Annotated in this window: 17 protein-coding genes; 5 read left to right on the forward strand and 12 right to left on the reverse strand. The window is 69.2% G+C overall.

Going from position 1 to position 24,574, the window contains the following annotated elements; all coding sequences use genetic code 11:
* Positions 1 to 21: 21 nt before the first annotated feature.
* Positions 22 to 2,808, reverse strand: coding sequence for a transglycosylase domain-containing protein (locus FN976_RS09495; RefSeq protein ID WP_145892780.1), 2,787 nt, complete (start codon positions 2,806 to 2,808; stop codon positions 22 to 24).
* A 196-nt stretch (positions 2,809 to 3,004) separates the two neighbouring features.
* Between FN976_RS09495 and FN976_RS09500 the strand changes: the two genes are divergently transcribed.
* Together FN976_RS09500 and FN976_RS09505 are read left to right on the forward strand one after the other, a co-directional pair.
* On the forward strand, positions 3,005 to 3,265 hold the full coding sequence (locus tag FN976_RS09500; protein WP_186510802.1) for a DUF2917 domain-containing protein: 261 nt from the start codon (positions 3,005 to 3,007) through the stop codon (positions 3,263 to 3,265).
* A 190-nt stretch (positions 3,266 to 3,455) separates the two neighbouring features.
* On the forward strand, positions 3,456 to 4,208 hold the full coding sequence (locus tag FN976_RS09505; RefSeq protein WP_145892782.1) for a hypothetical protein: 753 nt from the start codon (positions 3,456 to 3,458) through the stop codon (positions 4,206 to 4,208).
* Here the strand turns inward: FN976_RS09505 and FN976_RS09510 are convergent.
* A complete protein-coding gene (locus tag FN976_RS09510) occupies positions 4,177 to 6,672 on the reverse strand; it encodes a sensor domain-containing protein (protein ID WP_145892783.1) in 2,496 nt (831 codons plus the stop codon). The genes FN976_RS09505 and FN976_RS09510 overlap by 32 nt on opposite strands.
* Before the next feature lie 140 nt (positions 6,673 to 6,812).
* Here FN976_RS09510 and FN976_RS09515 point away from each other — a divergent pair, with 140 nt between their 5' ends.
* Positions 6,813 to 7,238: a response regulator gene (locus FN976_RS09515; RefSeq protein ID WP_145892784.1), complete on the forward strand. Its 426-nt coding sequence runs from the start codon at positions 6,813 to 6,815 to the stop codon at positions 7,236 to 7,238.
* On the forward strand, positions 7,235 to 8,446 hold the full coding sequence (locus FN976_RS09520) for a response regulator (protein WP_145892785.1): 1,212 nt from the start codon (positions 7,235 to 7,237) through the stop codon (positions 8,444 to 8,446). The genes FN976_RS09515 and FN976_RS09520 overlap by 4 nt, the downstream gene beginning before the upstream one ends.
* A 108-nt stretch (positions 8,447 to 8,554) precedes the next feature.
* Here the strand turns inward: FN976_RS09520 and FN976_RS09525 are convergent, their stop codons facing one another.
* From FN976_RS09525 to FN976_RS09570, 10 genes are all read right to left on the reverse strand, one after another.
* A complete protein-coding gene (locus tag FN976_RS09525; RefSeq protein WP_145892786.1) occupies positions 8,555 to 10,441 on the reverse strand; it encodes a putative bifunctional diguanylate cyclase/phosphodiesterase in 1,887 nt (628 codons plus the stop codon).
* Positions 10,442 to 10,463: 22 nt separating this feature from the next.
* Entirely contained in the window at positions 10,464 to 12,287 is a 1,824-nt protein-coding gene (locus tag FN976_RS09530) for a hypothetical protein (RefSeq protein ID WP_222432788.1), read from the reverse strand.
* A gap of 84 nt (positions 12,288 to 12,371) precedes the next feature.
* Positions 12,372 to 13,193: a hypothetical protein gene (locus tag FN976_RS09535; protein ID WP_145892788.1), complete on the reverse strand. Its 822-nt coding sequence runs from the start codon at positions 13,191 to 13,193 to the stop codon at positions 12,372 to 12,374.
* Complete coding sequence (locus tag FN976_RS09540) at positions 13,193 to 15,313, reverse strand: NfrA family protein (RefSeq protein ID WP_145892789.1); 2,121 nt, start codon at positions 15,311 to 15,313, stop codon at positions 13,193 to 13,195. Before FN976_RS09540 ends, FN976_RS09535 begins: the two co-directional genes overlap by 1 nt.
* Entirely contained in the window at positions 15,310 to 17,445 is a 2,136-nt protein-coding gene (locus FN976_RS09545) for a glycosyl transferase family protein (protein ID WP_145892790.1), read from the reverse strand. The genes FN976_RS09540 and FN976_RS09545 overlap by 4 nt, the downstream gene beginning before the upstream one ends.
* 19 nt (positions 17,446 to 17,464) lie before the next feature.
* On the reverse strand, positions 17,465 to 19,753 hold the full coding sequence (locus FN976_RS09550; protein WP_145892791.1) for a hypothetical protein: 2,289 nt from the start codon (positions 19,751 to 19,753) through the stop codon (positions 17,465 to 17,467).
* Between the two features lie 42 nt (positions 19,754 to 19,795).
* Positions 19,796 to 21,439, reverse strand: a complete 1,644-nt coding sequence (locus tag FN976_RS09555; RefSeq protein WP_145892792.1) for a DUF2334 domain-containing protein — start codon at positions 21,437 to 21,439, stop codon at positions 19,796 to 19,798.
* An 11-nt stretch (positions 21,440 to 21,450) separates the two neighbouring features.
* Complete coding sequence (locus FN976_RS09560) at positions 21,451 to 21,747, reverse strand: hypothetical protein (protein WP_145892793.1); 297 nt, start codon at positions 21,745 to 21,747, stop codon at positions 21,451 to 21,453.
* Between the two features lie 17 nt (positions 21,748 to 21,764).
* Complete coding sequence (gene wecB, locus FN976_RS09565) at positions 21,765 to 22,889, reverse strand: non-hydrolyzing UDP-N-acetylglucosamine 2-epimerase (RefSeq protein WP_255440270.1); 1,125 nt, start codon at positions 22,887 to 22,889, stop codon at positions 21,765 to 21,767.
* A gap of 190 nt (positions 22,890 to 23,079) precedes the next feature.
* Positions 23,080 to 23,475, reverse strand: a complete 396-nt coding sequence (locus tag FN976_RS09570; RefSeq protein WP_222432789.1) for a hypothetical protein — start codon at positions 23,473 to 23,475, stop codon at positions 23,080 to 23,082.
* An 80-nt stretch (positions 23,476 to 23,555) separates the two neighbouring features.
* Here FN976_RS09570 and FN976_RS09575 point away from each other — a divergent pair, with 80 nt between their 5' ends.
* Positions 23,556 to 24,554, forward strand: a complete 999-nt coding sequence (locus FN976_RS09575) for a chemotaxis protein CheB (protein ID WP_186510803.1) — start codon at positions 23,556 to 23,558, stop codon at positions 24,552 to 24,554.
* Positions 24,555 to 24,574: the final 20 nt, after the last annotated feature.

The raw sequence follows: 24,574 nt of genomic DNA on the forward strand, positions 1-24,574 counted from the left end.
TTTATTGCGGCCAGCGTGCGGCTACTGGCTCAACCCCGTGGGACTGCCGGTGGCGGCAGCAGGCGCTTCAGCGGCTGAGGTCATGGGCGTGGTCATGGGCGTGGCGGGAGCGCTAATGGCTGCGCTGGATGCCGCGCCCGAACTGCCACCCGCTCCCATGCTGCTGGCCCCGCCAAAGCTGCTGCCGCCGGCATTGGCATTGGACGACGGCATCACGCGAATGACCTCCGGCCCCTGCGCGGGCCTGGGAGCCAGCACCACCTCCGCGGCCGGCCGCGTCTCGATGGCGCTGGGCGTAGCGGCAGGAGCCGGCGCGGGCCTGGCGCTGCCCTGCATGTAGACCTGCGTGCCGGACACGCTCTCGGCCGGCCGCACCGGTTCGAGCGGCCGGGGGAAGGAGGGCACCCGCGCCAGTTCGGGCGGCAGGCCGGGCTCGGTCGCGGCGGGGGCCGATGATGGGGCCGGCAGGCTCATCGGCGAGACGGACGGCGTGGCGAGCGCGGTCGGCGGTGGCTGCAGCACCGGCGGCTCGAAGCGGGCCGGCGGCGTGGTCACGACGATCGGCTCCGACACGGCGGCGGGCGTGCTGAACACGCTGCTGAACCAGTCGTTCATGCGGTCCAGGAGCGGCGCGGGCTCCAGGTCCTTCTGGCGCGGCGCGGCGAACGTCGCCTTGGCGTCCAGCAGGTTGCCCTTGAACGACTGCTGGAAGAAGTCGCCCACCACCAGCAGGGCGTTGTGCGAACCCTGCCCCCAGTATTCGCTGCGCATGGTCACGCGGTTGTCGTTGAACCCGACCCAGGCGCCCGCCACCAGCTTCGGGTGCATCAGGATGAACCAGCCATCGGTGTTGTCCTGGGTGGTGCCGGTCTTGCCGGCAACGTCGCCCGTGATGCCGAAGCGGTGCTTCAGGCCAACGGCCGTGCCCTCCTCGACGACACCGCGCAGCACGTCGAGCAGCGTCATCGCGGCGTGGGCCGACAGCGCGGTTTCCGCCGGCGCGATGCCGAAGGTCTCCACCGTGCTGCCATGGCGGTCCTCGATGCTGGTCACCAGCACCGGCTCCATGTACGTGCCGCCATTGGCGATGGTGCCGAACGAAGACACCATCTCCTTCAGCGTCACGGGACTCGTGCCGAGCGCCAGCGACGGCACTTCGTCCAGCTTGCTCTGGCGCACACCCATCGCGCGCGCCAGACTCGCCACGCGCGATGGCCCGACCTGCATCATCAGCTGCGCCGTGATGGTGTTCTTCGAACGCGCCAGGCCTTCGCGCAGCGTCATCGGCTGGTTGGTCGGGCCCTCGCCCACGTCGCTCGGGCGCCAGACCTTGTTCTTGTCGATCTGGATGTCCATCTGCGCGTCCATCAGCTGCTGCATCGGCGACATGCCCTGCTCGAACGCCGCGCCATAGACGAACGGCTTGAAGGTGGAGCCGGGCTGGCGCCGGGCCTGCTGCACGTGGTCGAACTTGTCGTCGTTGTAGTCGCGGCTGCCGACCCAGGCGCGGATCTGGCCGTTCAGCGGGTCCAGCGCCATGAAGCCGGCCTGCAGCTGCGTCTTGCGCTTGCGCAGCGCCTGCATGAAGTTCGCGTCGTCACGCAACTGGGCGATCGCTTCGGCATCCTCCACCTTCTGGCCGCGCAGTTCCCTGTACTCGGCCGTCTCGCGGATGAACGCGTTCACCAGGTCCTTGCGGCTGTTCCAGTAGTGCTCGAACGGCTGCACCTTGGCGCGCTGCGCCACGTAAGCCTTGGGATCCGTGCCGAAGCTGGCCGCGCCGCTGCGGCCCCATTCGACGTCCGCCACCGCCTGCAGCATGTCCGCCTGGCGGGTGACCGCCTGGTTGGCCAGCGCCTGCAGGCGCGAATCGATGGTGGTCTTCACCACCAGTCCATCGGAGTAGATGTTGTAGTCGTGCTTGTCGGCCCATTCGAACAGCCAGCGGCGCAGGTACTCCGTCATGTGCGGGGCGGACCCGCTGAATTCCGGGAGGCGCTCGAAGTCCAGCTTCAGCGGCTGGTCCTTCAGCTCGGCGAACTTCGCCTCCGGCAGCTTGCCGTGCTTGACCATCTGCGCCAGCACCGTGTTGCGCCGCTGCTGCGCGCGCTCCGGCGCCAGCACCGGGTTGTAGTAGCTCGTCCCCTTCAGCATCCCGACGAGCGTGGCGGCCTCGAGTTCGTTCAGCTTGTCGGCGGGCTTGTCGAAATAGGTGCGGGCCGCCATCTGAATGCCCCAGGCGTTGTAGAGGAAGGACACCGAGTTGAGATAGCTCTCCAGGATTTCGTCCTTGCTGAAGACGGCTTCGATCTTCAACGCGGTGATCGCCTCCTTCAGCTTGCGCGTGATCGTCGGCGCCCGCCCGATGTCCTCGGGGTACAGGTTGCGCGCCAGCTGCTGCGTGAGCGTGGAGCCGCCCTGGCGGTCACCGGCCAGCGTGCGCGCCGCGGCCCGCAAGGTCCGGATCACGTCGAGGCCGGGGTGGTCGTAGAAGCGGTGGTCCTCGGTCGCCAGCAGCGCCGTCACCACGTGGGGCGAGACATCGGACAGCTTGACCCAGTCGCGGTTGGCCCGCTTGAACACCGCGAGCTCCTTGCCATCGGCCGAGAGCACCACGGTGGGCTGCTCCTGCTTGGCCTTCTTGATGTCGCCGATGCTCGGCGTGAAGGGCACCAGCACCAGCACGTACGCGATGGCGAGCGCCGGCAGGGCCGCGAGCGTGCGCCAGGGATGGCGGCGGACCGCGCCGCTGGTGCGCCGCCATGCGCGTGCGGAGAATTGCGACAAGCGCTCGAATGCAGCCTTCATGGGAAGTGTTTCGTCCAGGTTTGCGGTGGCGCCACTGTGGAACGCATCAGTTGGCGCAACTGTAGGACGGCGGCGCGACGCGGGCACGCCCGCCGGCGGGTGCGGCCGTCCGAAAGTCCGCGCGTGACGGAGACTACGAGCCCGCGCGACGGGGTCCTACGCTCGCGCGCCCCTGCCCGCTCCCATGCTTCGCCCCATGGAATCGATCAACGTGAAGCCGAACGTCACCCGCTGGTTCGCGGTGAATCTTGCCGAGGGCGCGACCGAGGAATTGCCGCCCGCCGAAGGCCGGATGGTGGTGCATTGCCGCACCGGCGCGCTGTGGATCACGCACGACGGCGACCCGCGCGACGTGATCCTCGACGAGAACGAAAGCTACCTGGTGGACCGGCGGGACCGGATGATGGTGCACGCGCTGCGCGGCAGCGGCCTCGAGATCGAGGTCGGCGCGGGCTGAGCGCCGCGCGCAAAGGAAGAACCACCCCGAAGGGTGGCCCCGCCACGCTGACCCGGACGTAGGCGGCGCGCCCAGAGTTCCGCTCGCGCGGGCCATGCCGTCCCAGTCCTACAGCCCCCCTCGCGCCACCCTGACAAACGCGCTGGCTGTGCAGGGCCAGACTCCGCCCACTCATTTCCGGAAGCACCACTTGCTGGCCCTCGAAGTCCCCCTCGCATTCCCCGTCACCGCCGACGCGTCCAACCCGGCGGAGCTGGCCTCGGCGCAGCGGCAGCGCAGCCTGGCCCATGCGGCCCGCCACGACATCCTGCGGCGTCTCGCACCCTCGCTGCGGCACGACATGGTGGTGCCCTTGCAGTCGCTGGGCATGACCATGGAGGCCTTGAGCGCGCGGCTGGACCGCGGCGCCGTCGACAGCGCGGACCTGCATGCGGCCGTTTCGAAGCTGAACCGCCTGACCCGCAAGGCCGTGGCGAGCTGCCTGCATGTGGCCACCTGGATGGAGCCCGCCGAAGACGACAGCGTGCCGCTGAACGAAGGCGTGGAGGAATGCGCCGGCCTGCTGGCGTCCAGCCTCAACTTCCGGGGATTCCACCTGCGCAACGAGGTCCGCGACATTCCGATGGAGGTCAGCCGTGGCGCTTTGCGCTTCCTACTCGCGGCATCCCTGCTGAGCCTCGCCGAGCACGCGCCGGGCGGCGGTGAGCTCGTGCTGAGCGGGGAGACTGCCGCCGGCCACGCCGTCGTCGCCGTCACCTGGCAGCCTTCGGCGGACGCCGCGAGCACCCAGTTGCACGATGCCGGCCAGGCCACGCTCTCATGGACGGAGGTCCAGGCCCTTGCCGCGCTGGAGGCCGTGGAGCTGCGCCGCAGCCCCTCCGAGATCATCCTGCGCTTCCCGCGCTCCGTGGTCACGACCCCACTGAAGATGGTTCCGGTATAGCAGCGGTGCCCTTGGTTTCGTCCAGGAACGCTTCCAGCTGCCCGATCGCGAGCGGGCGGCAGTAGAGGTAGCCCTGGTACTGGTGGCAGCCCTGGCGGGCGAGGAAGTCCCGCTGCTCGATGGTTTCCACCCCTTCCGCGATCACGTTCAGGCCGAGGCTGCGGGCGAGGCCGATGATGGTGCCGGCGATGGCGGCGTCGTTCGCATCCGTGAGGATGTCCTTCACGAACTCGCGGTCGATCTTCAGTTCGTCCAGCGGCAGCCGCTTCAGGTAGGAAAGGGACGAATAGCCGATCCCGAAGTCGTCCAGCGACAGCCCGACGCCCATCGCCTTGAGGCTGCCCATCTTGGCCACGGTGACCTCGATGCCGTCGGCCAGCAGGCTCTCGGTCAGCTCGAGTTTCAGCTTGCTGGGTTCGATGCCGGCCGCGCGGATGCAGGTCATGACCTCGTCCACGAAATCCGGATGGCGGAACTGGCGCACGCTCACGTTGACCGCGATGCTGAGGTGGCGGCGGTCCGGCCGCGCGGACCAGGCGGCGATCTGCGCGCACGCGGCCTCCAGCACCCAGCTGCCGATCGGGATGATCAGCGAGGTTTCCTCGGCGGCCGGGATGAACTGCGAGGGCTCGACGCGACCACGCGCCGGATGGTCCCACCGCAGCAGCGCCTCGACGCCCGTCATGCGGCCCGCTTCTCCCACCTGCGGCTGGTACTCCACGGTCAGCGCGCCGTCGCGCCAAGCCTGGCGCAGGTCCGCGGCGAGCTCGGCATGGGCGCTGGCCACGGCCTGCATCTCAGGGTCGAAGAAGCGCACGGCGTTGCGGCCCGCGGCCTTGGCCTGGTACATGGCGAGGTCCGCCTGCTTCAGGAGTTCGTTCACGCTGGACGCGCCCTTGCCGAACAAGGTCACGCCGATGCTGCAGGTGCTGTGGTGCAGGTAGCCCGGCAGCACATAGGGCTCACCCAGCGCGGCCAGGATGCGGTGGCTGACCGCCTTGGCCGCCGTCAGCGGGTCGAGCGGCTTCTCGGCCTTGTTCTCGAGCAGCACCACGAACTCGTCGCCGCCCAGGCGCGCCACCAGGTCGCCCTTGGCGACGCAGCCGCGCAGGCGCCGGCTCACCTGCTGCAGGAGCATGTCGCCCTTGGCATGGCCCAGCGTGTCGTTCAACACCTTGAAGTTGTCCAGGTCGATGAACATCAGCGCGCCTTCGTGCGTGCCGTGCTCCAGGGTCTCCTGCATGGCCACCTGCAGGCGGTCCAGCAGGTGCTGCCGGTTCGGCAGCTGCGTGAGCGGATCGTAGAACGCGAGGTACTGGATCTTCTCTTCCGCCGTCTTGCGCTCGGTGATGTCGCGGCCCACGGCCACCCAATGGGTGAGGCGGCGCGCGCCGTCCCACACCGGCGAGATGTCGAGGTCCACCCAGTAGGGCTCGCCCGCCTTGGTGTGGTTGATCAGGTCGACCCGCACCGGCTGCCACTGCTCGAGCGCCGCCCGGATCCGATCGAGCTGGGCGCGCTGCGTGTCCGGGCCCTGCAGCAGGCGCGGCGTGCGCCCCAGCACCTCCGCGCGCGTGTAGCCGGTGCGGCGCTCGAACGCGTCGTTCACGAACACGATGCGCGGCCCCGGTTCGCCGAACGGGCCGGCCTCGGTGATGATGACGATGTCGTTCAGGCGCGCGATGCTGCCTTCCAGCAGGCGCAGGTGCTGCTGGGCCTCGCGCCGGGCCGTCACATCGCGCAGGTGCAGGGCCAGCCCGCCACTGAAGGGGAAGCCGCGCAGTTCCAGGCAGTGGTTGACTTGCGCGTCGCGCTCTTCGAGTTCGAGCATCTCGTGGTTCTCGAGCGCATGCCGGATACGCTCCTCCAGCGCGAGCCGCGCGCGCTTCTGGAAGAAGCTCCAGATCTTGCGCCCGAGCAGCGTGGTGTCGCCGCCGTCCAGCAGTTCGGCCGCGTGTTCGTTCAGGAAGCTGATGCGCCCTTCATGGTCGACCGTGACGAAGGCCTCGCCGCTGCCGAGCGCACCGCCCATGCTCACGGTGTGGCGCAGCAGCGTATCGAGCGGGTAGCCCGCGGGCGCGATCTCCTGCAGCAGGCCTTCCACACCCGACACGGTGCCGTCCGCATTCCGCACGGCCTGGCCAATGCAGCGCACCCAGGCGCGGCGGCCACCGTCGGCTTCGATCTGCACTTCGATGTCGAAGGGGTCGCCGAACTCGACACAGCGCCGCAGCTGTTCCTCGACCTCGGCGCGATGCTCGGGCACGAAATGCCGCAGGGCATCCTCGGCCGGCGGCGCATAGCCCGCCGGCATGCCGTGCATGGCCGCCAGCTGGTCGGACCAGGACAGGCAGCGCAACGCGGCGTCGACGCTCCACACCCCGACAAAGGCACTGCGCTCGATCAGTTGCAGCAGGTCGGACGTGGGCGGCAAATGGCTTCTTTCGGCATGGATGAATTGCATCTTACGGTTACCAACAGCTCAACAGCGATTCCGTAGGCCGCCTCCTACACGCGAACGCGTGCCCCTCTGAGACTGCCGCGCAGCCGCGTCACTAGAGTGGGTAACGCTTTGACACCGACCCTTACCAATTGAGCTTTTCCGTGCACCTCAACGTTTTCGTAGTGGAGGACAACGCGGAGATCCGCGAAGGGCTCGCCGGCGCGCTCGAGGAGCTGACCTGCGTGCGCGTCGTGGGCGCGAGCCCGACCGAGGACGAGGCCGCCGCCTGGCTCGCCCATGACCCCCACGGTTGGGATCTGCTGATCGTCGACTTGTTCCTGCAGAAGGGTAGCGGCATCCGCCTGCTGCAGCGCGTGCAGCGCGCCAAGCCGCACCAGAAGCTCATCGTCTTCAGCAACTACGTCAACGCCGGCGTGCGCAAGCGCTGCGCCCAGCTCGGCGCCGACGCCGTCTTCGACAAGTCCACCGAGATCGACGCCCTGGTGGACTATTGCTCGCACCAGTGCTCGCTGGTGCACAACGCCACCGCGCCGGCCGCCATCCAACCCTCGGGAGAAGTGCCATGAATCTCGCCGCCGAAGCCACAACGGCATCCACCAACACCAACACCAACGCCGTGGGTGCCCCGCCGATGACCGGGCGCCGCTGGTCCGACGGCGCGGACGGTTCCGCCCCCAGCGACCCGAACGCGCCCTGGACGATGGCGCAGCAGTGGCCCAACCTGGTCGCATCGCTGTCGGAACAGTCCGTCGAAAGCAGCAACCTGATCCTGCGCGCGCTGAACTACCTGGTGGGCGCCGGACGGCTGCGCCGCGCCGAGGCCAAGGCGCTCAGCGATGCCATGCACATGCTGCGCGGCACCAGCCTGCGCGCGCAGCAGATCACGCGGCTGGCGGGCGGCCGCATCCGGCAGGCGCGCGAGCGGGTGGAGATGTCCGAGATGATCCAGCGCATGCTGGAAGAACGCGCCGGCGAGTTCGAAGCCGCGGGGGCCAGCGTGCGGGGCGAGCTGCGGCCGGTGGACGTGCTGCTGGACCCGCCCGTGGCGATCAGCCTCCTGAACAGCATCGTGGACTGGGGCCTGAGCTTCAGCAAGGAGATCGTCATCCAGATGGCGCCCACGGAAGGAGCCGGGCCGGCACGGCTGTGCGTCCGCGTCACGACACCGAAGCGAACGCAGCCCGCGCAGCAGCGCACCGGCGGCTGGAACGTGCGTCCGCATGGCCGGCGGCTGAACGACGGCCTGCACTGGATGCTGATGCGGCAGATGGCCTCGTCGGCGGGCCTGGAGGTGCGGCGCACCGGTGAGGAGGGCGTTGCCATCCTCACCATCGATTTCCCGAAGACCTTCCTGAACACCGAAGGCGTTTCCTGCCTGGAACTGCAGCAACCCATGGGCACGACGCACCGCGACTCGTGGGTGCTGGTGCTGGCGCACGACGACCGCCTGCGCCAGCAGGCCCAGGACGCTCTGCGCAAGATGGGCATCGATGCGGTGGCCGCGCGCGACTTCGCGCAGGCCCGCGCGGCCGTTGCCGAAAGCAAGCCGCACGTGGTGGTGGCCGCCTACGACATCGACATGGACGACCTGCTCGATTTCCGTGCCACCGTGCTCGGCGGCGAGGCGCGCTGCCGGCTGGTGGAGATCACCAAGGAGCTGCCGACCTTCAACCTGAGCGGCGTCGACCAGTTCGAGACGCCGAAGGTGGGGCGCGACCAGGTCGCGCAGGAGTTGCCGCCGACGGTGTTGTTCGAGCTGGTGAAAATCGGCTAGAGAGAATGTCATGCCGGACTTGATCCGGCATCCATAGTGGCGCGTCGAAAACGGGGCGGCAGGCGGCGATGGATGCCGGGTCAAGCCCGGCATGACATCGGCTCGGGCCTACTGCGACTTCTCGAGCGCCTCCTCCGCCATCAGCATCCGCTGCAGCTGCTCCGCCGGCACCGGCGGGCTGAACAGGAACCCCTGCGCCTGGTCGCAACCCAGGCGGCGCAGCATGTCGGCCTGCGCCTGCGTTTCCACGCCTTCGGCCACCACCTTCAGGTTGAGCCCGCGCGCCAGTGAAACGCAGGTGCGCACGATGCCCTCGTAGGCGGCGTCGGCGGTGATCTTCTTGACGAAGGCGCGGTCGATCTTCAGCTCGTCGATCGGCAAGGTGACGATGTAGGCGAGCGACGAATAGCCGGTGCCGAAATCGTCGATCGCGACCGGGATGCCGAGCTTGCGCACCTGCTCCAGCACGGCAATGGCGCGCTCCATGTCGGAGATCAGGATGCTCTCCGTGACTTCGATGCCCAGCGCGGACGCATCCCCACCCAGTGTGGCGAGCGCGCGCTCCAGCATCAGCAGGAAGCCATCGTCGCGCAACTGCGCGGCCGCCACATTGACGGCGATGCGGGGCGCGGGCAGGCCGGCGGCCTTCCACGCCAGCCAGTCCTCGATGGCGCGCTCCAGGATGCGCTGGCCCACCAGGCCGATCAGCCCGGTGGTCTCCAGCGCGGGAACGAACTCGCCGGGCGGCACCAGACCGCGCGCCGGGTCCATCCACCGCACGAGGGCCTCCACGCCGGCGATGCGCCCGGTCTCCAGTTCCACCTTGGGCTGGTAGTAGTTGACGAACTCGGTGCGGGCCAGCGCCAGCCGCAACTGCGGCTCCAGCCGGTAGTGCAGGCTCTGCACGTTGTCCACCGACCGGTCGAAGAAGGCCATGGGCTGCTCGCGCTCGATGGCGACCTGCAGCGCCGCGTCCGCGGCATTCACCACCTCGTCGAGCGTCGCGCCGTCGCCCGGATAGGCGGCAAACCCCAGGTTGACCGGGCACACCAGCGAGAGCTGGTTGACTTCATACGGCGCCGCCAGGCTCGCCGCCAGCCCCGGGGCCCGCTTCCGGGCGAATTCGGCCGGGTCGACGCCGGGAAAGAACAGGATGAAGAGGCCCCGCTTGATGCGGCCGATGAAAGCCCCATGCTCGGTGAACGCGCGCAGCCGGTCGGCGGTCTGCTTGATCAGGCCGTCGGCCACGCGGAAGCCGTGCGCCGAGTTGATCTGGTTGATCGTCTTCAGCTTGACGAAGCAGACCATGCCTTTCTCGGCCTTGGTCTGGTCGAATTCCGCCTCGAAGTGGAACCAGTTGGGCAGGCCTGTCAGCCGGTCGGTTTCGGTGGCGATGCGCAGCTGGCGTCGCAAGGTGAGCTGCGTCGCGATGGCCTTGGCAAGTTTGTCCAGGCCATCGCGCTGCGCCTCGGTCAGCGTGCGCGCCACGTGGTCCATCACGCACAAGGTTCCGATGGCGCTGCCCTCGCGCGTGCGCAGCGGCGCGCCCGCGTAGAAGCGCAGCTCCGGCCCCTCCGGGCCCCAGGGCTGCGAATCGGCCCAGCCCAGCCGGGCCACGTCGGGAATTTCCAGCAGCCGGTCCGCATCGAGGATGGCGTGGGAACAGAAGCCCTTGTCCCGCGGCAGCTGCGCCAGCGGCACGCCCACGCGCGACTTGTACCACTGGCGATCGCCGTCGACGAAGGTCAGCGCCCCCATCGGCGCGCCGCACACCAGGGCGGCCAGCTGCACCAGGCGGTCGTAGTCGTCGTCGGGGGCGGTGTCGAGGATCGCGAAGCTGCGCAGCTCCGCGAGCCGCTCAGGCTCATCGGCGGGATGCAGCGCGCCGGTGTAGAGCCAGGCGGGCCGCCCGCTGCCCCGGCCCGTGCGCGGCGCCGGCAGGTCGTCGAACAGCAGCGCGGGTGCGTCATCCCCGGCGAAAGGCGCTGTTGGCAAGACGGCTCCTTTCACGATTCCTTCACTGCGCCAGCGCCGGCCGCGGCAACGGCTCGAGCGTGAGCTCGCCCTCGCTCCATTCGTCCGGCGCGGCCGCCGCGTTGAGGTCGAAGTCCACGGCGAAGTTGTGCGCGCGGCCGAAATCACCGCCCGACAGGTCGAACCCGCCCGTGTCCAGGTCGGCCCACGGTGCCATCACGGCCGACTCGGCGCGCTGGCCCATGGCGGCCGCGGCCGGTCCCATCTGCATGTGCTGCGCCAGGTCGTAGAGCCACACGAGGTCGCGCCAGGCTTCCAGCGAGATCTGGTAGTCCGAGCTTTCCGGCTTGGCGAACAGCCGCTTTTCGATGATGTCCAGCGCGGGCGGGGTCGGCCACACCGCCGCGATGCGGGCCGCGAGCTTGGGATGGCATTCGAGGCCGCCGGGCGCATTCAGTTCGTCCATCGAAGGCGCGACGATCTCGAACTTCTCGTGGAAGCGGCGGCGCAGCAGCGGGATCTCGCGCGCCTCGTCCTCCCCCTGCGCGCACATCTGCATCAGCTCGTAGTACGCCAGCGGCGACGGCGAGGTGGCGTCCGCCAGGTGCGAACGCAGCACCGCCTTGGCGTCGTCCGTGAGGCCCAGCGAGCGCAGGAACTCCGCCTCCTGCAGCGCGGAGGCCAGCGCGTCGACCCGGAAGATGTGCACCTTGGCATCGGCGCGGGCCCGCGCGGACTTCACCTTGGCGGCGAGGACGGCCTGGGCGGCGGCCACCTCGGGCCCGGCCCGGCTGGCTGGAGACGCCGACGGGACGAAGGGGTCGAACGGCGGCAGCGACGGCTGGGCCGCGGCCGGGGTGGATGCGGGTTGGCTGGCCGGGGCTTCCTGCCGCGGGGTGGGCAGCGTGGGTTCCGGATCGAAGACGGATGCCTGCGGCGTCGCGGGCACACCGTACCAATGGCCCGCGGGCGCCCCGCTGAACGCGCCACGCCGCCACAGCAACGCGGCCCCCACCACACCGAGCGCCGCCAGCAGCACGAAGGGCAGCAGATTGGACGCCGCGGCGGGCGCGGCAGGCAGATCGGCCCGGCGCTGCACCTGTAGCACCTCGGCCCGAGTGCGGCCAGCCGCCAGGCGCAGCGAAGCGAGTTCGGCCTCCAGCGACTGCAGCAGCGCCGTGGTCCGCATCAGCTCCTGCGGTTCGGCGTTGAACGCCTGCCACAGGCGCGCGGCCACCACGCGCTGCGCGGGGTCGCCCAGCGGGTTGGCCAGCATGCCGGAGACGCGCAGGATCGCCGGGCGATCGCCGGCCACCGGCTCCATGCGCGGGCGCGGCGCTTCGGGCTGCGCCCGCGGCACGCGGGCGACCACCGGGAGCACGCCGGCTCCGGCGGCACGCGTCGCGACCTCCGCCTTGGCCACCCGCACATCCGCCACCGGTTGCGGGGCTGAGGCGACTGCCGGTACCACCGCTGCTGCGCGCGCCACGACGGGTGGCGGCGCTTCGTGCGGCAAGGGCTCGGCCAGCACGGCGTAGCGCCGGGTCACGCTGCTGCCGCACCCGGCGCGCACCGCGACGGAAACGGCTGGCTCATCCACCGGCACATCCACCAGAACCTGCAGGCGCGTTTCGCTGCCGGCGCCGTGGACAAAGGTTTGCACATGTTTCCCGTCGATCCGCCGGCTGCCGTAGTACACCTCGGCGTTCGCGCAATCATTCCGGCCGGTGCCGTCGAATCGCGCCGGCACGCTGAATTCCAGCGATCGCCCCAGCCACGCCTGGGCGCGCGCGGGCCCGAGGGACTGGGCGGCGGCCGGAAAACAGGCGGCCAGCAGCAGCGCTGCGGCGATACGGGGGGGCGACAAGATTGCTTTCATGGCCTTACATACTGTAAAAACCCCGGCCATCCCGACTGTGGGAAAGCCGGTCCTGTCGGTGTAGGACAAGGACTACCGCGGCTGCTGTCCGGCTGAAAGCTGCTGGACCAGCGGCGCTGTGACATAGCGCGGGCCCTCGAACAGGTAGATCGGAAAGCCTCCATAGGTCGCCAGTTGGGGCCGAAGCTCTTCCACCGTCGCCGGGCGGAAGCCGCCTCCCGGCCTGGGCCGGAACGCTTCGGCGATCACCCGCACGCGCTCCTTGCCGAGGCGGCGCACCAGGACGTTGGCGTAGTGCCTGGCGACATAGGGCTCGCGCGCGTGCACGCCCACTCCGTCCTGGAAGAACACGCCGACGTCGCGCGGCAGCCACTCCACGAGTTGCTCCGCCAGCTCCTCCGGGCCGACGTTCGCGCTGTCGTAGACGCTGATCCACAACGGGCGGGGCAACAGGTCCAGCAGCGGGCCCAGGCGCTTCGCCTCGACCCAGGTCGGGTCGATTTCCACCGGGAAATACCAGCCCGCGACGTTCACCGGCGGCGGCTTCTTCGCGAGCTCCACCGACAGCCGCGCGAGCGGCTCGATGTCCGCCCGGGCCGCCCGCTCGTCGAACCGGCCCGCCAGGCCGACGATCACTTCCTGGGCCCAGGGCTGCGCCGCGATGCGCTGCCAGTCCGGCTGCTTCGCTCCCGGTGGCAGGTCGGTCCCGTTGATGAACGCGAGGCCATCGACCACCGTCCATTGCACCAGCAGCCGCCGCACGCCCAACCGCTCCCAGTCGCCGCGGGGCTCCGTCGTCTCGTTGTCGATCTGCCAGACCACCCCTTCGATCGGAGGGACGGTCACGGCGCAACCGGCCATCAGCAGGGCCAGGGAAGCAAGCAACGCTTTCATCAATAGGACAGAAGGGTATTGAAGTACACGCCGTCGCCACGGTCAGCGCCCGAAATCCGCGCACGGTATTGCAACGTCATGTCCACATACGAGCGCGGCGCGGTGTACTTGTCCTCGCGGAACCAGTGCCGCACGCTCACGCCGGGGCCGGCGCCGATCGCGCTCTTGGGGCTTTCCACCGAGCTGTAATCCGCCGCCACGACGGCGTGGGGATAGACCACGGTGCGGCCCGAGCCGCCCACCAGGAAGCTGCGGCCGAACATCACGGAGCCGAGCGCGTAGTTGCGCTGGCCTTCGAGGTAGCGGCCGACTTCAGCGGAGATGCGCGTGGTCCACCAGCTCGGCACGTCGACCCGCAGGTCGGTGCCCAGGTCCAGCGAGTACGCAGCCTGCGCGAGCCAGTCGCCCTCGACCTCCGGACCGAACACGCGGCTCAGCGAGAGCACCGCGTTGTGCCCCGACAGCGGCTTCCAGCGTGCGCCCAGCGCGCCCTGGAAACTGTCGCTGCCCTCGAGGCCGCCGGCTTCGCTGTGCAGCGTCTGGAAGCCGCGCGCGAACAGTTCCACGAACTGGCCGTTGCGGAAGCCCCAGGGCCGCCAGTAGGCCTCGACGCCGGCCTGGGTGACCTTGCGGCCGCCGGGGCCGCCGACCGAGCCGAACAGCGGCACGGCACTGCCGCCATTGCTCATGGTGAGCGATGCCAGGACGCCCCACTTGCGCGAGATCTCCGCGACGGCACGCCGGGTGTCGTACACCATCTGCGGCTCCAGCTTCAGCTGCAGGCTGTCGACCGCGTCGATGGCGCGCTTGAAGTAGCCGACCGCCTCGTCGTCCTGGCGCGCTCGCATCGAGGCATAGCCGGCGTCGAGCAGCGACGTGGGCGGCAGGCCGCCCGCCGCATCCGCCTGCCGGAAGGATTCGCGCGCCGCCTGGTGGTCGCCCACGCGGGTGGAGAAGTACGCCAGGTCCAGCCGCGAGGCGCCGGGCATGTCGTCACCGAGCGCGCGCGCGGCGGCCGCGGCCTGCTTGGCCTCTTCCACCTGCCCGGCCGCCAGCGCCGCGTTCATGCGCAGCAGCTGCCAGTCACGCTGGCCGGGCGATGCCGCCGTGGCTTCGCGCGCCAGTTCGAGCGCGCGCTGCGCGTCCTTCTGCTCCAGCGCCCGGTAGGCGGCGCCCGCCGCCGCGTGGCCCGGCATCAGCGGGACGGATCCGGCCAGCACCGTGCAGGTCTGGCTGGCCACGACATTGGCGCAATCGAGCGCCGGCAGCGCCACGGTGATGGGCGCGCCGCCGCTGCTCGCTCGCGCCCGCGCCAGGTCGCGCCGCGCGGCGGCTTCGGTGTCGCTCGCCTGCAGCGGCTGCAGGAGTTCCGCGGCTTTCGCTCCATCGCCGCGGGACAGGGCCAGGTCGGCCGCCAGCAGGCGGATCTGACGTTGCGACGGCGGTGGCAGGCCGCGCTGCTGCAGCGCGCGGTCCAGGTCCGCGGCCGCTTCCGCCGTCCGCCCCAGCTGGTGGCGCGCATAGCCGCGCAAGGCGAGCGGTGCCGCGCTGTCCGGCAGCAGCGCGAGGGTCTCGCCCGCGACGCGTTCCGCTTCCGCCAGTTGCGCGGCACGCACCAGCGCATGCACCAGGGCGAGCCGGTAGCCGGCGTTTTCTGGCGCATCGGCCACGGCCAGGCGGCCGTGCGCGATCGCGGAGGTCAGGTCATTGGCCTGCAGCGCCTGGTACATGGCCGCGCCGGAGGCCTGGGCCCGTGCGCGCGTGAAGTCGGCGCGGGCGCGGGCCAGCGCGGCGTCGTCGCCGCTCGCCTGGGCCGCCCGGTCCAGCGACTGCTGGGCGCCGCCCATCTGGCCGGCCGCCAGCTGCGCCTGTGCCAGCAGCAGCCAGTAGTCGCGGCGGTCCGGGGCGAGCTGCACGGCGCGCTGCGCGTGCTCCACCGCGGCCGCGTAGTCCTTCCGCTCGAAGGCCTTGTAGCCAGCGTCCGCCGCGGCATGGGCCGCGGGCGGCGGGTTGCGTCCAGCGGGCGCCGTGGTCTGGGCACCCGCGGAACAAAGAAAAATCGCCAGCGCACCGGCGATGGCGAGGTGGATGGGTCGTTGTTTTTGTTGGGCTGGGCTCATGATGGTTGGGCTTGGGCGTTGAAGAACCTTCTTTGTTCCTGGACCACCTGCTCGACCACGTCGCGCAGGATCACCCGCTGCTCGACCAGGTAGTCGCCGATCCGGCCATGCTTGTCGGGCCGGTATTCGCGCATTGCATTCTCGAATTCGTCGCGGCGCAAGAGCCCGCGCTCGATCAGCATGTCGCCCAGCAACGGACCGCTGGGAACCTCCGGCGCGCGGCCACCGCCCAGCCCCTTCTCGCTGAGCAGCCGGAGGGCCACGGCCAGTTCGCCTTCGCGGGCGATGCGTTGCACGGGTGCCTGGCCCAGCGCGGCCTCGAACTCCGCCAGCGCGGCTTCCGACAACGGACTCGCCACCGCCAGCACCGGCCGGCCGTTCTTGTTCAGCCCCATGTGAACGGCCCGGTGCCGGATCGCCAGCATCAGCGGCACGTCGGCCGCGTGCTTGCGCACCAGATCGGCCGTGAGGTTGGCCCGCGGCAGGTCGGCCTGGTAGGCGATGGCTTCCGCCAGCGTCTCCTCGTCCAGCCAGCCGTTCGACACCAGCACCCGGCCGAGCGGGACGTCGCTGGCGGACTGCTGCTCCAGCGCGCGCGCCAGGGCGGTGTCGTCCACCGCGTTCCAGGACTTCAGCAGTTCACCCAGGCGCTGCCGGCGGCGCGCCAGCTGCACGCTGCTCGGGAATTCATGGGCGGTCTTGTCCCAGGCGAGCCGCGTGCCACGGAACAGGTAGGAGAGGTACATCTTCCAGGCCCGCGCGACCGCCATGCAGTTGACGAAGTTGCCGACCACCATGCGAGGCAGCGACATCAGCCCATGCTCCCAGCCGTACAGCACCGTCGTGAAGTAGACGCGATGCGCCGCCCGGATGACGAGGAAGATGGCGTTGATGAAGAGCAGCGCCCGCCAGAAGCTGCCCTGCTCGAACAGGGACGGGTAGTAGGCGTTCCACCAACCCGTGGCCAGCCCGACGTGGAACAGCACGAAGTGAATCACCAGCAGGTACGCCAAGATGCTGGCGAATGCCGTCAACACGCCCTTGCGGTCGTGCAGCAGCAGGTAGCGCGCGGCCAGCGTGCGCCCGCGCCAACGGATCTGCTCCCAGCTCTGCAGGCCAATGCCCAGCACCCAGCGCGCCTTCTGCCGGTAGGCCGCGCGGAAGTTGTCGGGGAAATACTCGCGCACGCACAGCGGCATCTGCATCAGCAGCTCGCGCCGCTTCTTGCTGCCCCAGGAGGTGCGGCTGATGTGGAAGGTGACCGGGAACACGCCGAAGATCGACTGCATGTTCATCTGCGCAAGGCGCATGCCGACGTCGTAGTCCTCCGTCAGGCTGTCGACGTTGAACGGCTTGTTGCGCGTGGTGCCGACCAGCGCGATCAGCGCCTTGCGCGAGAAGCACGTACCGACGCCAGCGGAAGGCACCATGCCCGAGACGCTTTCGCGCACGACCATCTCCTTGGCGTGGCTTTCGGCGAACTCGTCCATGTAGGTGCCCGCCACGAGCTCGTACCAGTCGCGCTCCAGCGAGGCCACCGGCAGCTGGATCATGTCCTTGCGCGGCAGCAGGTAGTTGAAGAACTTCAGCTCCAGCGGGTGGACGACGTCCTCGCTGTCGTGCAGCGCGACGCCCGCGAACTCGACACCGTTGTCACGCTCATGCGCGAAGATCGCGTCCACCACGAAGTTGAGGCAGTCCGCCTTGGACGTCGGGCCTGGGTGCGGCACTTCCACGCGGTGGATCCGCGGGTAGCGCTTGGCCATGCGCTCGACCTCTTCGACGGTCGCCGGGTCGTTGACGTAGGTGCCGATGAAGATCTGGTAGTTCTGGTACTCCAGCACCTCCACCATGTTCTGCACCATGGCGGCGATGACATCGCTCTCCTGCCAGGCCGGCACCATGATGGCCAGGGGCTGCTCCTGCCGGTCGCGCAGCATCTCCGGGGTCAGCTTCGAATAGCGGCCGTCGCGTTCCACCTTCACCCGCCGGAAGATCCGGCGGGTCCAGTACCAGAGATCGATGAACACGTCGTCCAGCGACGAGATGAAGATGATCAGCGCCAGGATCGCGGCGACCACCTCCAGCCCCGAGTTGTACTCGGCGACGATCAGGTCCCAGTTCATGTCCATCCCCTTTCAGTGAAGCGCATCAGCGGTCGCCGGTCTCGCTCTTGCGGCGGCGCATGCGGCTCGCGAAGACCAGCAACGCCACGAACAGTGCGACGGCCAGGATGGGCAGCGTCCACCAGTAGCCGCGCTCGAAGAGCCCGAGCTGGGCCTCCTTCATCGTGCCCTGCCCCGACGGGTCGCGCGTGTTGACTTCGGTCCGGAGGCCGGCATTGCCCATGATGGCCAGGTTGCCGCCGGACAGCATGATCGGCTTCTCCATGGACGGCGGCTGCGCGCCCAGGGTGCGGTAGACCGCGCCGAGGTTGTCACCCTTGCCGTGCACTTCCAGCATGCCCACGCGGTTCAGGCCGCGCACGTCGAGCAGGGGCCGGTCCTTGGTGCCGGCGAGGAACAGGCGGTCCTGCTCCGGCTTCACGCCATCGCCCACGCCCTGCGGCACCACGTCGACCGCCAGGTAGGCGCCATCGGCTTTCGGCTGCTGGCCGTCGGCCACCGGCACGAACTTGGCCTTCACCGGTGACAAACCGGTGCTCGCGGCCAGGCGGATGACGCGCGGCAGCGTGGTGGTGGCGTCGTTCAGGTGAGCGGCCGGCACGTACAAGGTGCCGCCATTGGCGAACTTCGACATCAGCCCGGTGAAGTCACCCGCCGGCTCGATCTTGTCCAGCAGCATGTGGCTGGAGGCCAGCACGGACACCGGATAAGGCTCGGGCGTCTCGCGGCAGCGGTCGCTGGCGAGTTGCCGGACGAACGAAACGCGGATCGTGTTGCGGGTCTGCAGCGCGTAGCGCGGCACCGGGGCGACGATGCGCTCGCGCTTGCCGTGCGCTTCCATTTCCTTGGCGCCCAGCAGCACTTCATTCATGAAGACGGAGACGACGGGAGGCGTGCGCGCCGCACTCGGCGAGGCCGCCACGTCGATCACGAGCGTGCCCGGTCCCTTGCCGTCGGCCGCCACAGAGCCGATGTCGAAGGATGCGTTCCAGTCCGCGTGGGCCAGCACGTCGAAACTCGCCGGTTTGCCACCCAGGTACTTGAGCGACACGGCGGACGCATCGTTCTTCGGCTCGTCGGCGGCGCTCACCACCAGGTTGGTGCCGGCCGCGGCCTGCTGCCAGATCTGCGTGAAGAGACCGGCCGCCTGGGCGCCGGCGTTGGAGGCCACCACGATGGTCGGGCGCCCCATGACGTTGGCCAGGCGGATTTCGTTCGGTACGGCCGGCTTGCTGAACGCATCCAGCGCGCGCTGGCGCCACTGGGTGAAGTTACCGGCGGCGTCGCCCTGCACCTGGCCCTGCAGCGCGTCGAGCGGCTGGCCCATGGCGGCGGCGGTGTTCGCATCGGCGATCACGATGTCGGCCTGGATCGGGCCGGCCGGGCCCATGGCCATCAGCGCGCCCGCTTCGGCCGGGCTGGCGATCTTGTGGGTGGGGCTGTCGGTCAGGCCGGCATAGCCGGGCACGGACTTCAGGCCCGGCGGCACCGCCACGCCCTGCATGTTGACGGTGTCGCCCGCGACCGGCAGCGTGCGGATTTTCGGCCGCTTGCCGGCACGCTCGAGCGCCACGCCGACGCGCCAGGCGGAGTCATAGGATTCCTGCGTCAGCCGGTTCGACGCGATCAGGATCGTCGGCTGCGCCGGCAGCGCCGACCAGGCGGCGGCCAGGTCGCGGATGGCGGTGCCGTTGTAGCGGAACACGAACTTGCTGGTCGGCTCGATGCGCAGGATGTTGCCCGCCGCACGCGCGTCGGCGCAGGTGTTTTCGCGCGCCATGGCCGTGCGCCAGTCGATGTTCAGCCGCACGAAGCCACTGGGCCGGGGCTTGCCGTCGATGGGGATCACGGCACTCGCATCACCACGGTCGGCGGTGTAACCCTGCGCGGTGACGGGCGCGCCGTCGATCGCATAGACCAGCGTGGTGCGGCCGCCGTCCGCGCGCACGTAGCTGGCGTCCAGCTGCAGTTGCGCGTTCGACAGGTCCACGCCCGCCGGCACCGGCAGGTAGATCTCACGGATGGTGTCCGGATAACCCAGCACCACCGGCTCGGTGAAACCGAGCTCCTGGAAGGTGATCGAACGCGGGATCCAGGGATCCGCCGCGAGCTTGCCGAAGACTTCCGCGGGCGTGCCGCCGAGGTTCACCGTCTCCGCGGGTGCCGCCGGCCGGAACACCGGCGTGGTCGGCGGCTGCTGCGCCGGCGTGGGCGGCGTGACGGGCCGCAGCGTGGGCGATTGCGCCGTGCCGAAGCTCGGCAGCAGGCACAGGGCCGCCAGCGCGGCGGCTGTCAGGACACGTGGGAGTTTCATGGTGCACCTCGTTGTAAAAGTATTGGTTCGCGCGCTCTTGCTCTAGGGCAGCTGGCTGGGCTTGACCCAGGTGTAGCCGAGCGCCGTGATCCCTTCGACCGTCTTCTTGAAGTCCGCGAAGCCCGGCGTGCCGACCGCCGGCTCCAGCCAGAAGGGATGGAAGAAGAAGGAGGCGAAGCCGTCACGCACCGCCAGCGCGTAGCGGGCGTTGGTGATGAGGTCGTCCGCCGTGTAGTTGTAGTTGGAGGTCGGGTCGATCGTGCTGATGTCGTACTCGATGTTCCCCAGGTTCTCCGGCAGCACGCGCTGGCCGTAGTAGTCCTTGCCGATCACGTACGGGAAGATCTGGCCCACCGAGAAGTCCTTGCCCACCGGCGCGAAGAAGTTCGGCTTGTCGGCCGTGAAGTACACGACGCGCTGGTAGGTGGTGCCGAACACCTGCGGGACGGCCTTGGAAGCCAGCGGCGAGGCGTGGTAGTGCGGCGTCTCCCAGGCCACCGGGTTGTAGCCGTTGGCGCGCATGTCGCGCAGGCCCGCGTTCAGGCGGCCGAGCGCCCAGCTGGTGGAATCTTCCGGCACCGGCCTGTTGTTGACGATGTCCCAGAACTCGTAGTCGTCGCCGCTCACGCCGGTGTGCGGGTTGCGCATGCTGCCGTACTGGTGGGTGTAGCCGTGCATGACCATCTCGGCACCGGCCTTCTGGCGGGCATAGTCGAGCGACTTGCGCAGGTTCGTGGCCTGCGACAGCGTCACGCTCTGCGGCGTGCCGCCGTTGTAGAGGCCCAGCGGATCCATGTAGTGCGGGATCACGGCGATCGAGAACGGCACGGCCTTGGAAGCCATGTAGTCGGTCAGCGTCTTCATGGCGTTGGTGTCCACCATCGCGCCCACGTCCTCCAGCCGCACCATCGCCTTGTGGCTCTCGGCGTGGTTGATGCCCAGCATGTCGTGCAGCAGGTCGGAGAAGACCAGGTAGCGGTCGCGCGGGCCGATGAAGCTGAAGGGCAGGTCCGCCACGTACCAGAAGTTGCCGGCGCGCACGATGTAGGGCGCGACCTCCCCGGCCTTCGGGTTGGCAACGGACACGACGGCTGTGGCCTTGGCCGGGTCGGCGATCGCCGTCCAGCCGATGTCCGGATCCGAATTGATCGCGTTGCGGCCTGCGTCGTAGGTGTAGTACTTGACGAAGTCGAGGTTCTTGTACTTCACCGTGTCGAAGAAGCCCGGATTCGGGTTCGACGACGAAGGCTGCGCGTTCAAGCCGCGCAGGCCGTAGAACGAGATGCCCTTGTTGGCCGTGAAGTTGTACTGGGCGTTCCAGGCCAGCTGCCAGATGTTGTACTTGAACCAGACGACGGTCTTGGTCGTGGTCATCGCGTCATTCAGGAAGGCCGCCGGAATCTGGTGGTCGTAGGCGGCGCCCAGGTAGAAGGTGGCCTGGTAGTTGTTGACGCGGCCGGCGGTGTATTGCTGCACCGGAACCAGGTCGACCTGTGCGTTGAAGTGCCCGAGCAGGTTGCGCAGCATGATGGCGTAGGCCATGCCGAGCTTGTCCCATTCGGTGCCGGAAGGCGCGTCGTAGAGGGCCAGGACCTTGGGGACGGTCGTCTGGGCCTGCGCGGGAAGCGCGCCCAGGAAGGCCGTGCAGGCGACGAGGGCGAGGAAGAAGCGGCGGATGAGTTTCATGATCGTTCGCCTTATTTCTTGCCGCCGGAGCGGTCGTTCTTGTCCTTCTTGTCGTCCTTGCCCGACTTGTCCTTCTTGTCCTTGTCGTCGTGGTCCTCGTCGTCGCGCGTGTAGTCCTTCTTGTGGTGCATCTTGTGGTGGTGCGCGCGCACGTGGCGCTTGCGCTCCTCCAGGTGCAGGCCGGGGTCGGGCCGGGCCTGTTGCGCGCCGATCGGCAGCGGCGGGGGGGCCACCGTCTGGGCGACGGCGGGCACCGAAGCGCACGCGGCCGCGGCCGCGAGCGCGATGGGCATGAGCAGGGTTTTCATGGACAACAGCTCCAGGTTCATGCCGCGACAGCGGCCTCTTCAACGACGGGTGCCAGGCGTGCGAGCACGGCCTGCGTGATGCGGCGAGCGGCAGTGCCGTCGCCAAAGGGGTTCGCGACGTGCCGCATGGCGGCGGCCTCGTCGTCATGCGCGAGCAGGCGTTCGACGGCCGCGACAATCGCCTCGCGATCGGGCCCGACGATCCGCGCGCAGCCCGCTTCCACGGCCTCGGGCCGTTCGGTTTCGCGGCGCAGCACGAGCGTGGGCACACCAAAGGTCGGCGCTTCTTCCTGCAACCCGCCGGAATCCGTGAGCAGCAGCGATGCGCCGGCCAGCGCCTGCTGCATCTCCAGGTAGTCGAGGGGCGCCACCAGCTTCACGTTGGTGACGCCCTGCAGGATGCTGTGGGCCGGGCCCTGCACGACCGGATTGAGGTGCACGGGAAACAGGACGCGCTGCTCCGGATGGGCACGCGCGATGTCGGCGATCGCATGGAAGATGTCTTCCATCTCGCGGCCCCAGTGTTCGCGCCGGTGCGACGTGACCAGGATGTGGCCACGGCGCGGGTCGCCTTCCGGGCGGATGCCGTGGCGCTCGCTGACCCATTGCTGGGCATCGACGACGGTGTTGCCGGTCAGCAGGATCTTCTCGGGCTCAATGCCTTCCCGCAACAGCGCCGAGCGCGCCCGCTCGGTCGGCGCGAAGTGCATGCAGGCGAGGCGGCTGATCATCTGGCGCAGGCCCTCCTCCGGGAACGGCCGCTCCAGGTTGTAGGTGCGCAGGCCCGCCTCGACGTGCGCCACGGCCACCCGGCGGTAGAAGGCCGAGAGGGCCCCGAGAAAGGCACTTTCGGTATCGCCCTGCACGATGCAGAGATCCCACCGGCGCTCGCTCATCAGCGCATCCAGCTGGGCCCGGCATTCCAGGCTGAAGGCTTCCAGGGAGGCCCCCTTGCGCGTCAGCCGGACGTCCGGCTCGATGCCGAAGCAGCGCAGCATGCCCTCGGCCATGTCGCCGTGCTGCCCGGTGTGCACCCACAGGACGCACACGCCCGGCTCGTGCCGGAGCGCGTGATACACGGGCGCGAGCTTGATGATTTCAGGGCGGGTCCCGCAAACAATCCCGACGATGCGATGGTCCAAATCCGGCTCCCTACGCCGGAGATGCCCGGCAGTAGTTACAACTCGGCCGTGAGCAATCCTGCTGCAAGGCCCGTCACGCCTGACATCACACAGTTGGAATCAACTGCATGTATCAAACTCAAACGGGATGTTGGATTTGTAAGGGGAACGAGTTCGCAGGCGTGGCCCGCGTCTGCTGGTAGGACGGTGCCTACTGCAGAGACGCTCTAGACGGGCCCGCGGCGCGACCGGTCGCCAGGTAACTGCAGCGTTCCCGCAGGGCGGCGACGGCCTCGACCTGGGCCGCCAGCAGCACCGCCACGTCAACGCGTGGGCCCTCGCGCGATTGCTGCCACATGCCGTGCATCAGTTCGAAGTGGCGGATCATCACGTCGACCCAGAGCACCGAGACGGTCGGGAGCGACGACGCGTACATGCGCATTTCATCCATGCGCAGGCCGATCTGGTGGTAGAGCTCCGGGTCGATCTGGGGACTGACGATGCGCCTCACGTCGCCTTCATAGGCGGCCAGCGCGGCCGAGAACTGGACCGCGATCGCGGGGAACGCTTCGTGCTGGGTCGACGACATGCATGCCAGTTTACGCACGGCCGCGCATGCTCTGCAACCGGCGAAAAAAACTTTCCGCCGGACGGCGCGCGGCGCCGCAATTCACCAGAATGAGAGTCATGCAAGACCAGAACGCGCTCGTGGCGATCGGCGCTTCCGCCGGCGGGGTTTCCGCCCTCCTGGAGATCGCCGCCGCCCTGCCCGGCGACTTTCCCGCCCCCATTTGCGTGGTGCAGCACATCGGCGGCCACAGCAGCGTGCTGCCGGAACTTCTGCAACGGCGCGGCCCCCTCCCCGCCGTCCATGCGGCGGACGGGGACAGGCTGGCGCCCGGCCGCTTCCATGTGGCGCCGCCCGATCACCACCTGCTCTTGCGGGGCGACGTCATGCACCTGACCCGTGGCCCCAAGCAGAATTTCGCGCGGCCGGCGATCGACCCTCTCTTCCGCACGGTCGCGCTGGACTGGGGAGCCCGGGCCATCGGCGTCGTCCTCACCGGCCAACTCGATGACGGCACCGCCGGGCTGAAAGCGATCAAGGAGCAAGGCGGCACCGCCATCGTGCAGGACCCCACCACGGCCGTGGAACCCGACATGCCGGCCAGCGCGTTGGCGCACGTTTCGGTGGACCATTGCGTGCAACTGGACGAGATCGCGCCATTGTTGCGGCGCCTGGTCGGTGCCGCCAGCCGGACCGTCACCGCGGCGGCCGGTGACGGAACGCTCGTGCACGAAGTAGCGATCGAACGCGGCGACATCTCGATCGAACACCTCGCGGCCATTGCCCGTCCGTCGTCGCTCACCTGCCCCGACTGCGACGGCTCCCTCTGGGAAATGAACGATAAGCAGCCGCTGCGCTACCGCTGCCACGTGGGCCATGCCTACACCGCCAGCAGCCTGCGGCACGGCCAGAAGGAAACCGCGGAGAACTCCCTCTGGAGCACGGTGCGCGCCTTGCGCGAGCGTGAAATGCTGCTGCGCCGCGTGGCCGCCGTCGCGCGCGAAACCGGCGACCCCGCCCAGGCCAGCGCCGGCGAAGCGCAGGCTGACCGGCTGCGCATGCAGATCGAACAACTTGCGGCGATGGCCCGCGGGGAAATGAACGCCGAGCAAGCATAATTGCCTGCGCCCCGCAAGGA

Source organism: Caenimonas sedimenti, from assembly GCF_007833165.1.
In the GTDB taxonomy this organism is placed as follows: domain Bacteria; phylum Pseudomonadota; class Gammaproteobacteria; order Burkholderiales; family Burkholderiaceae_C; genus Ramlibacter; species Ramlibacter sedimenti.

Bases quoted from the DNA above. Each gene is read 5' to 3' on its own strand.
- FN976_RS09495 (WP_145892780.1), bottom strand. From the start codon at position 2,808: ATGAAGGCTGCATTCGAGCGCTTGTCGCAATTCTCCGCACGCGCATGG.
- FN976_RS09500 (WP_186510802.1), top strand. From the start codon at position 3,005: ATGGAATCGATCAACGTGAAGCCGAACGTCACCCGCTGGTTCGCGGTG.
- FN976_RS09510 (WP_145892783.1), bottom strand. From the start codon at position 6,672: ATGCAATTCATCCATGCCGAAAGAAGCCATTTGCCGCCCACGTCCGAC.
- FN976_RS09520 (WP_145892785.1), top strand. From the start codon at position 7,235: ATGAATCTCGCCGCCGAAGCCACAACGGCATCCACCAACACCAACACC.
- FN976_RS09535 (WP_145892788.1), bottom strand. From the start codon at position 13,193: ATGAAAGCGTTGCTTGCTTCCCTGGCCCTGCTGATGGCCGGTTGCGCC.
- FN976_RS09540 (WP_145892789.1), bottom strand. From the start codon at position 15,313: ATGAGCCCAGCCCAACAAAAACAACGACCCATCCACCTCGCCATCGCC.
- FN976_RS09545 (WP_145892790.1), bottom strand. From the start codon at position 17,445: ATGGACATGAACTGGGACCTGATCGTCGCCGAGTACAACTCGGGGCTG.
- FN976_RS09550 (WP_145892791.1), bottom strand. From the start codon at position 19,753: ATGAAACTCCCACGTGTCCTGACAGCCGCCGCGCTGGCGGCCCTGTGC.
- FN976_RS09555 (WP_145892792.1), bottom strand. From the start codon at position 21,439: ATGAAACTCATCCGCCGCTTCTTCCTCGCCCTCGTCGCCTGCACGGCC.
- FN976_RS09560 (WP_145892793.1), bottom strand. From the start codon at position 21,747: ATGAAAACCCTGCTCATGCCCATCGCGCTCGCGGCCGCGGCCGCGTGC.
- FN976_RS09575 (WP_186510803.1), top strand. From the start codon at position 23,556: ATGCAAGACCAGAACGCGCTCGTGGCGATCGGCGCTTCCGCCGGCGGG.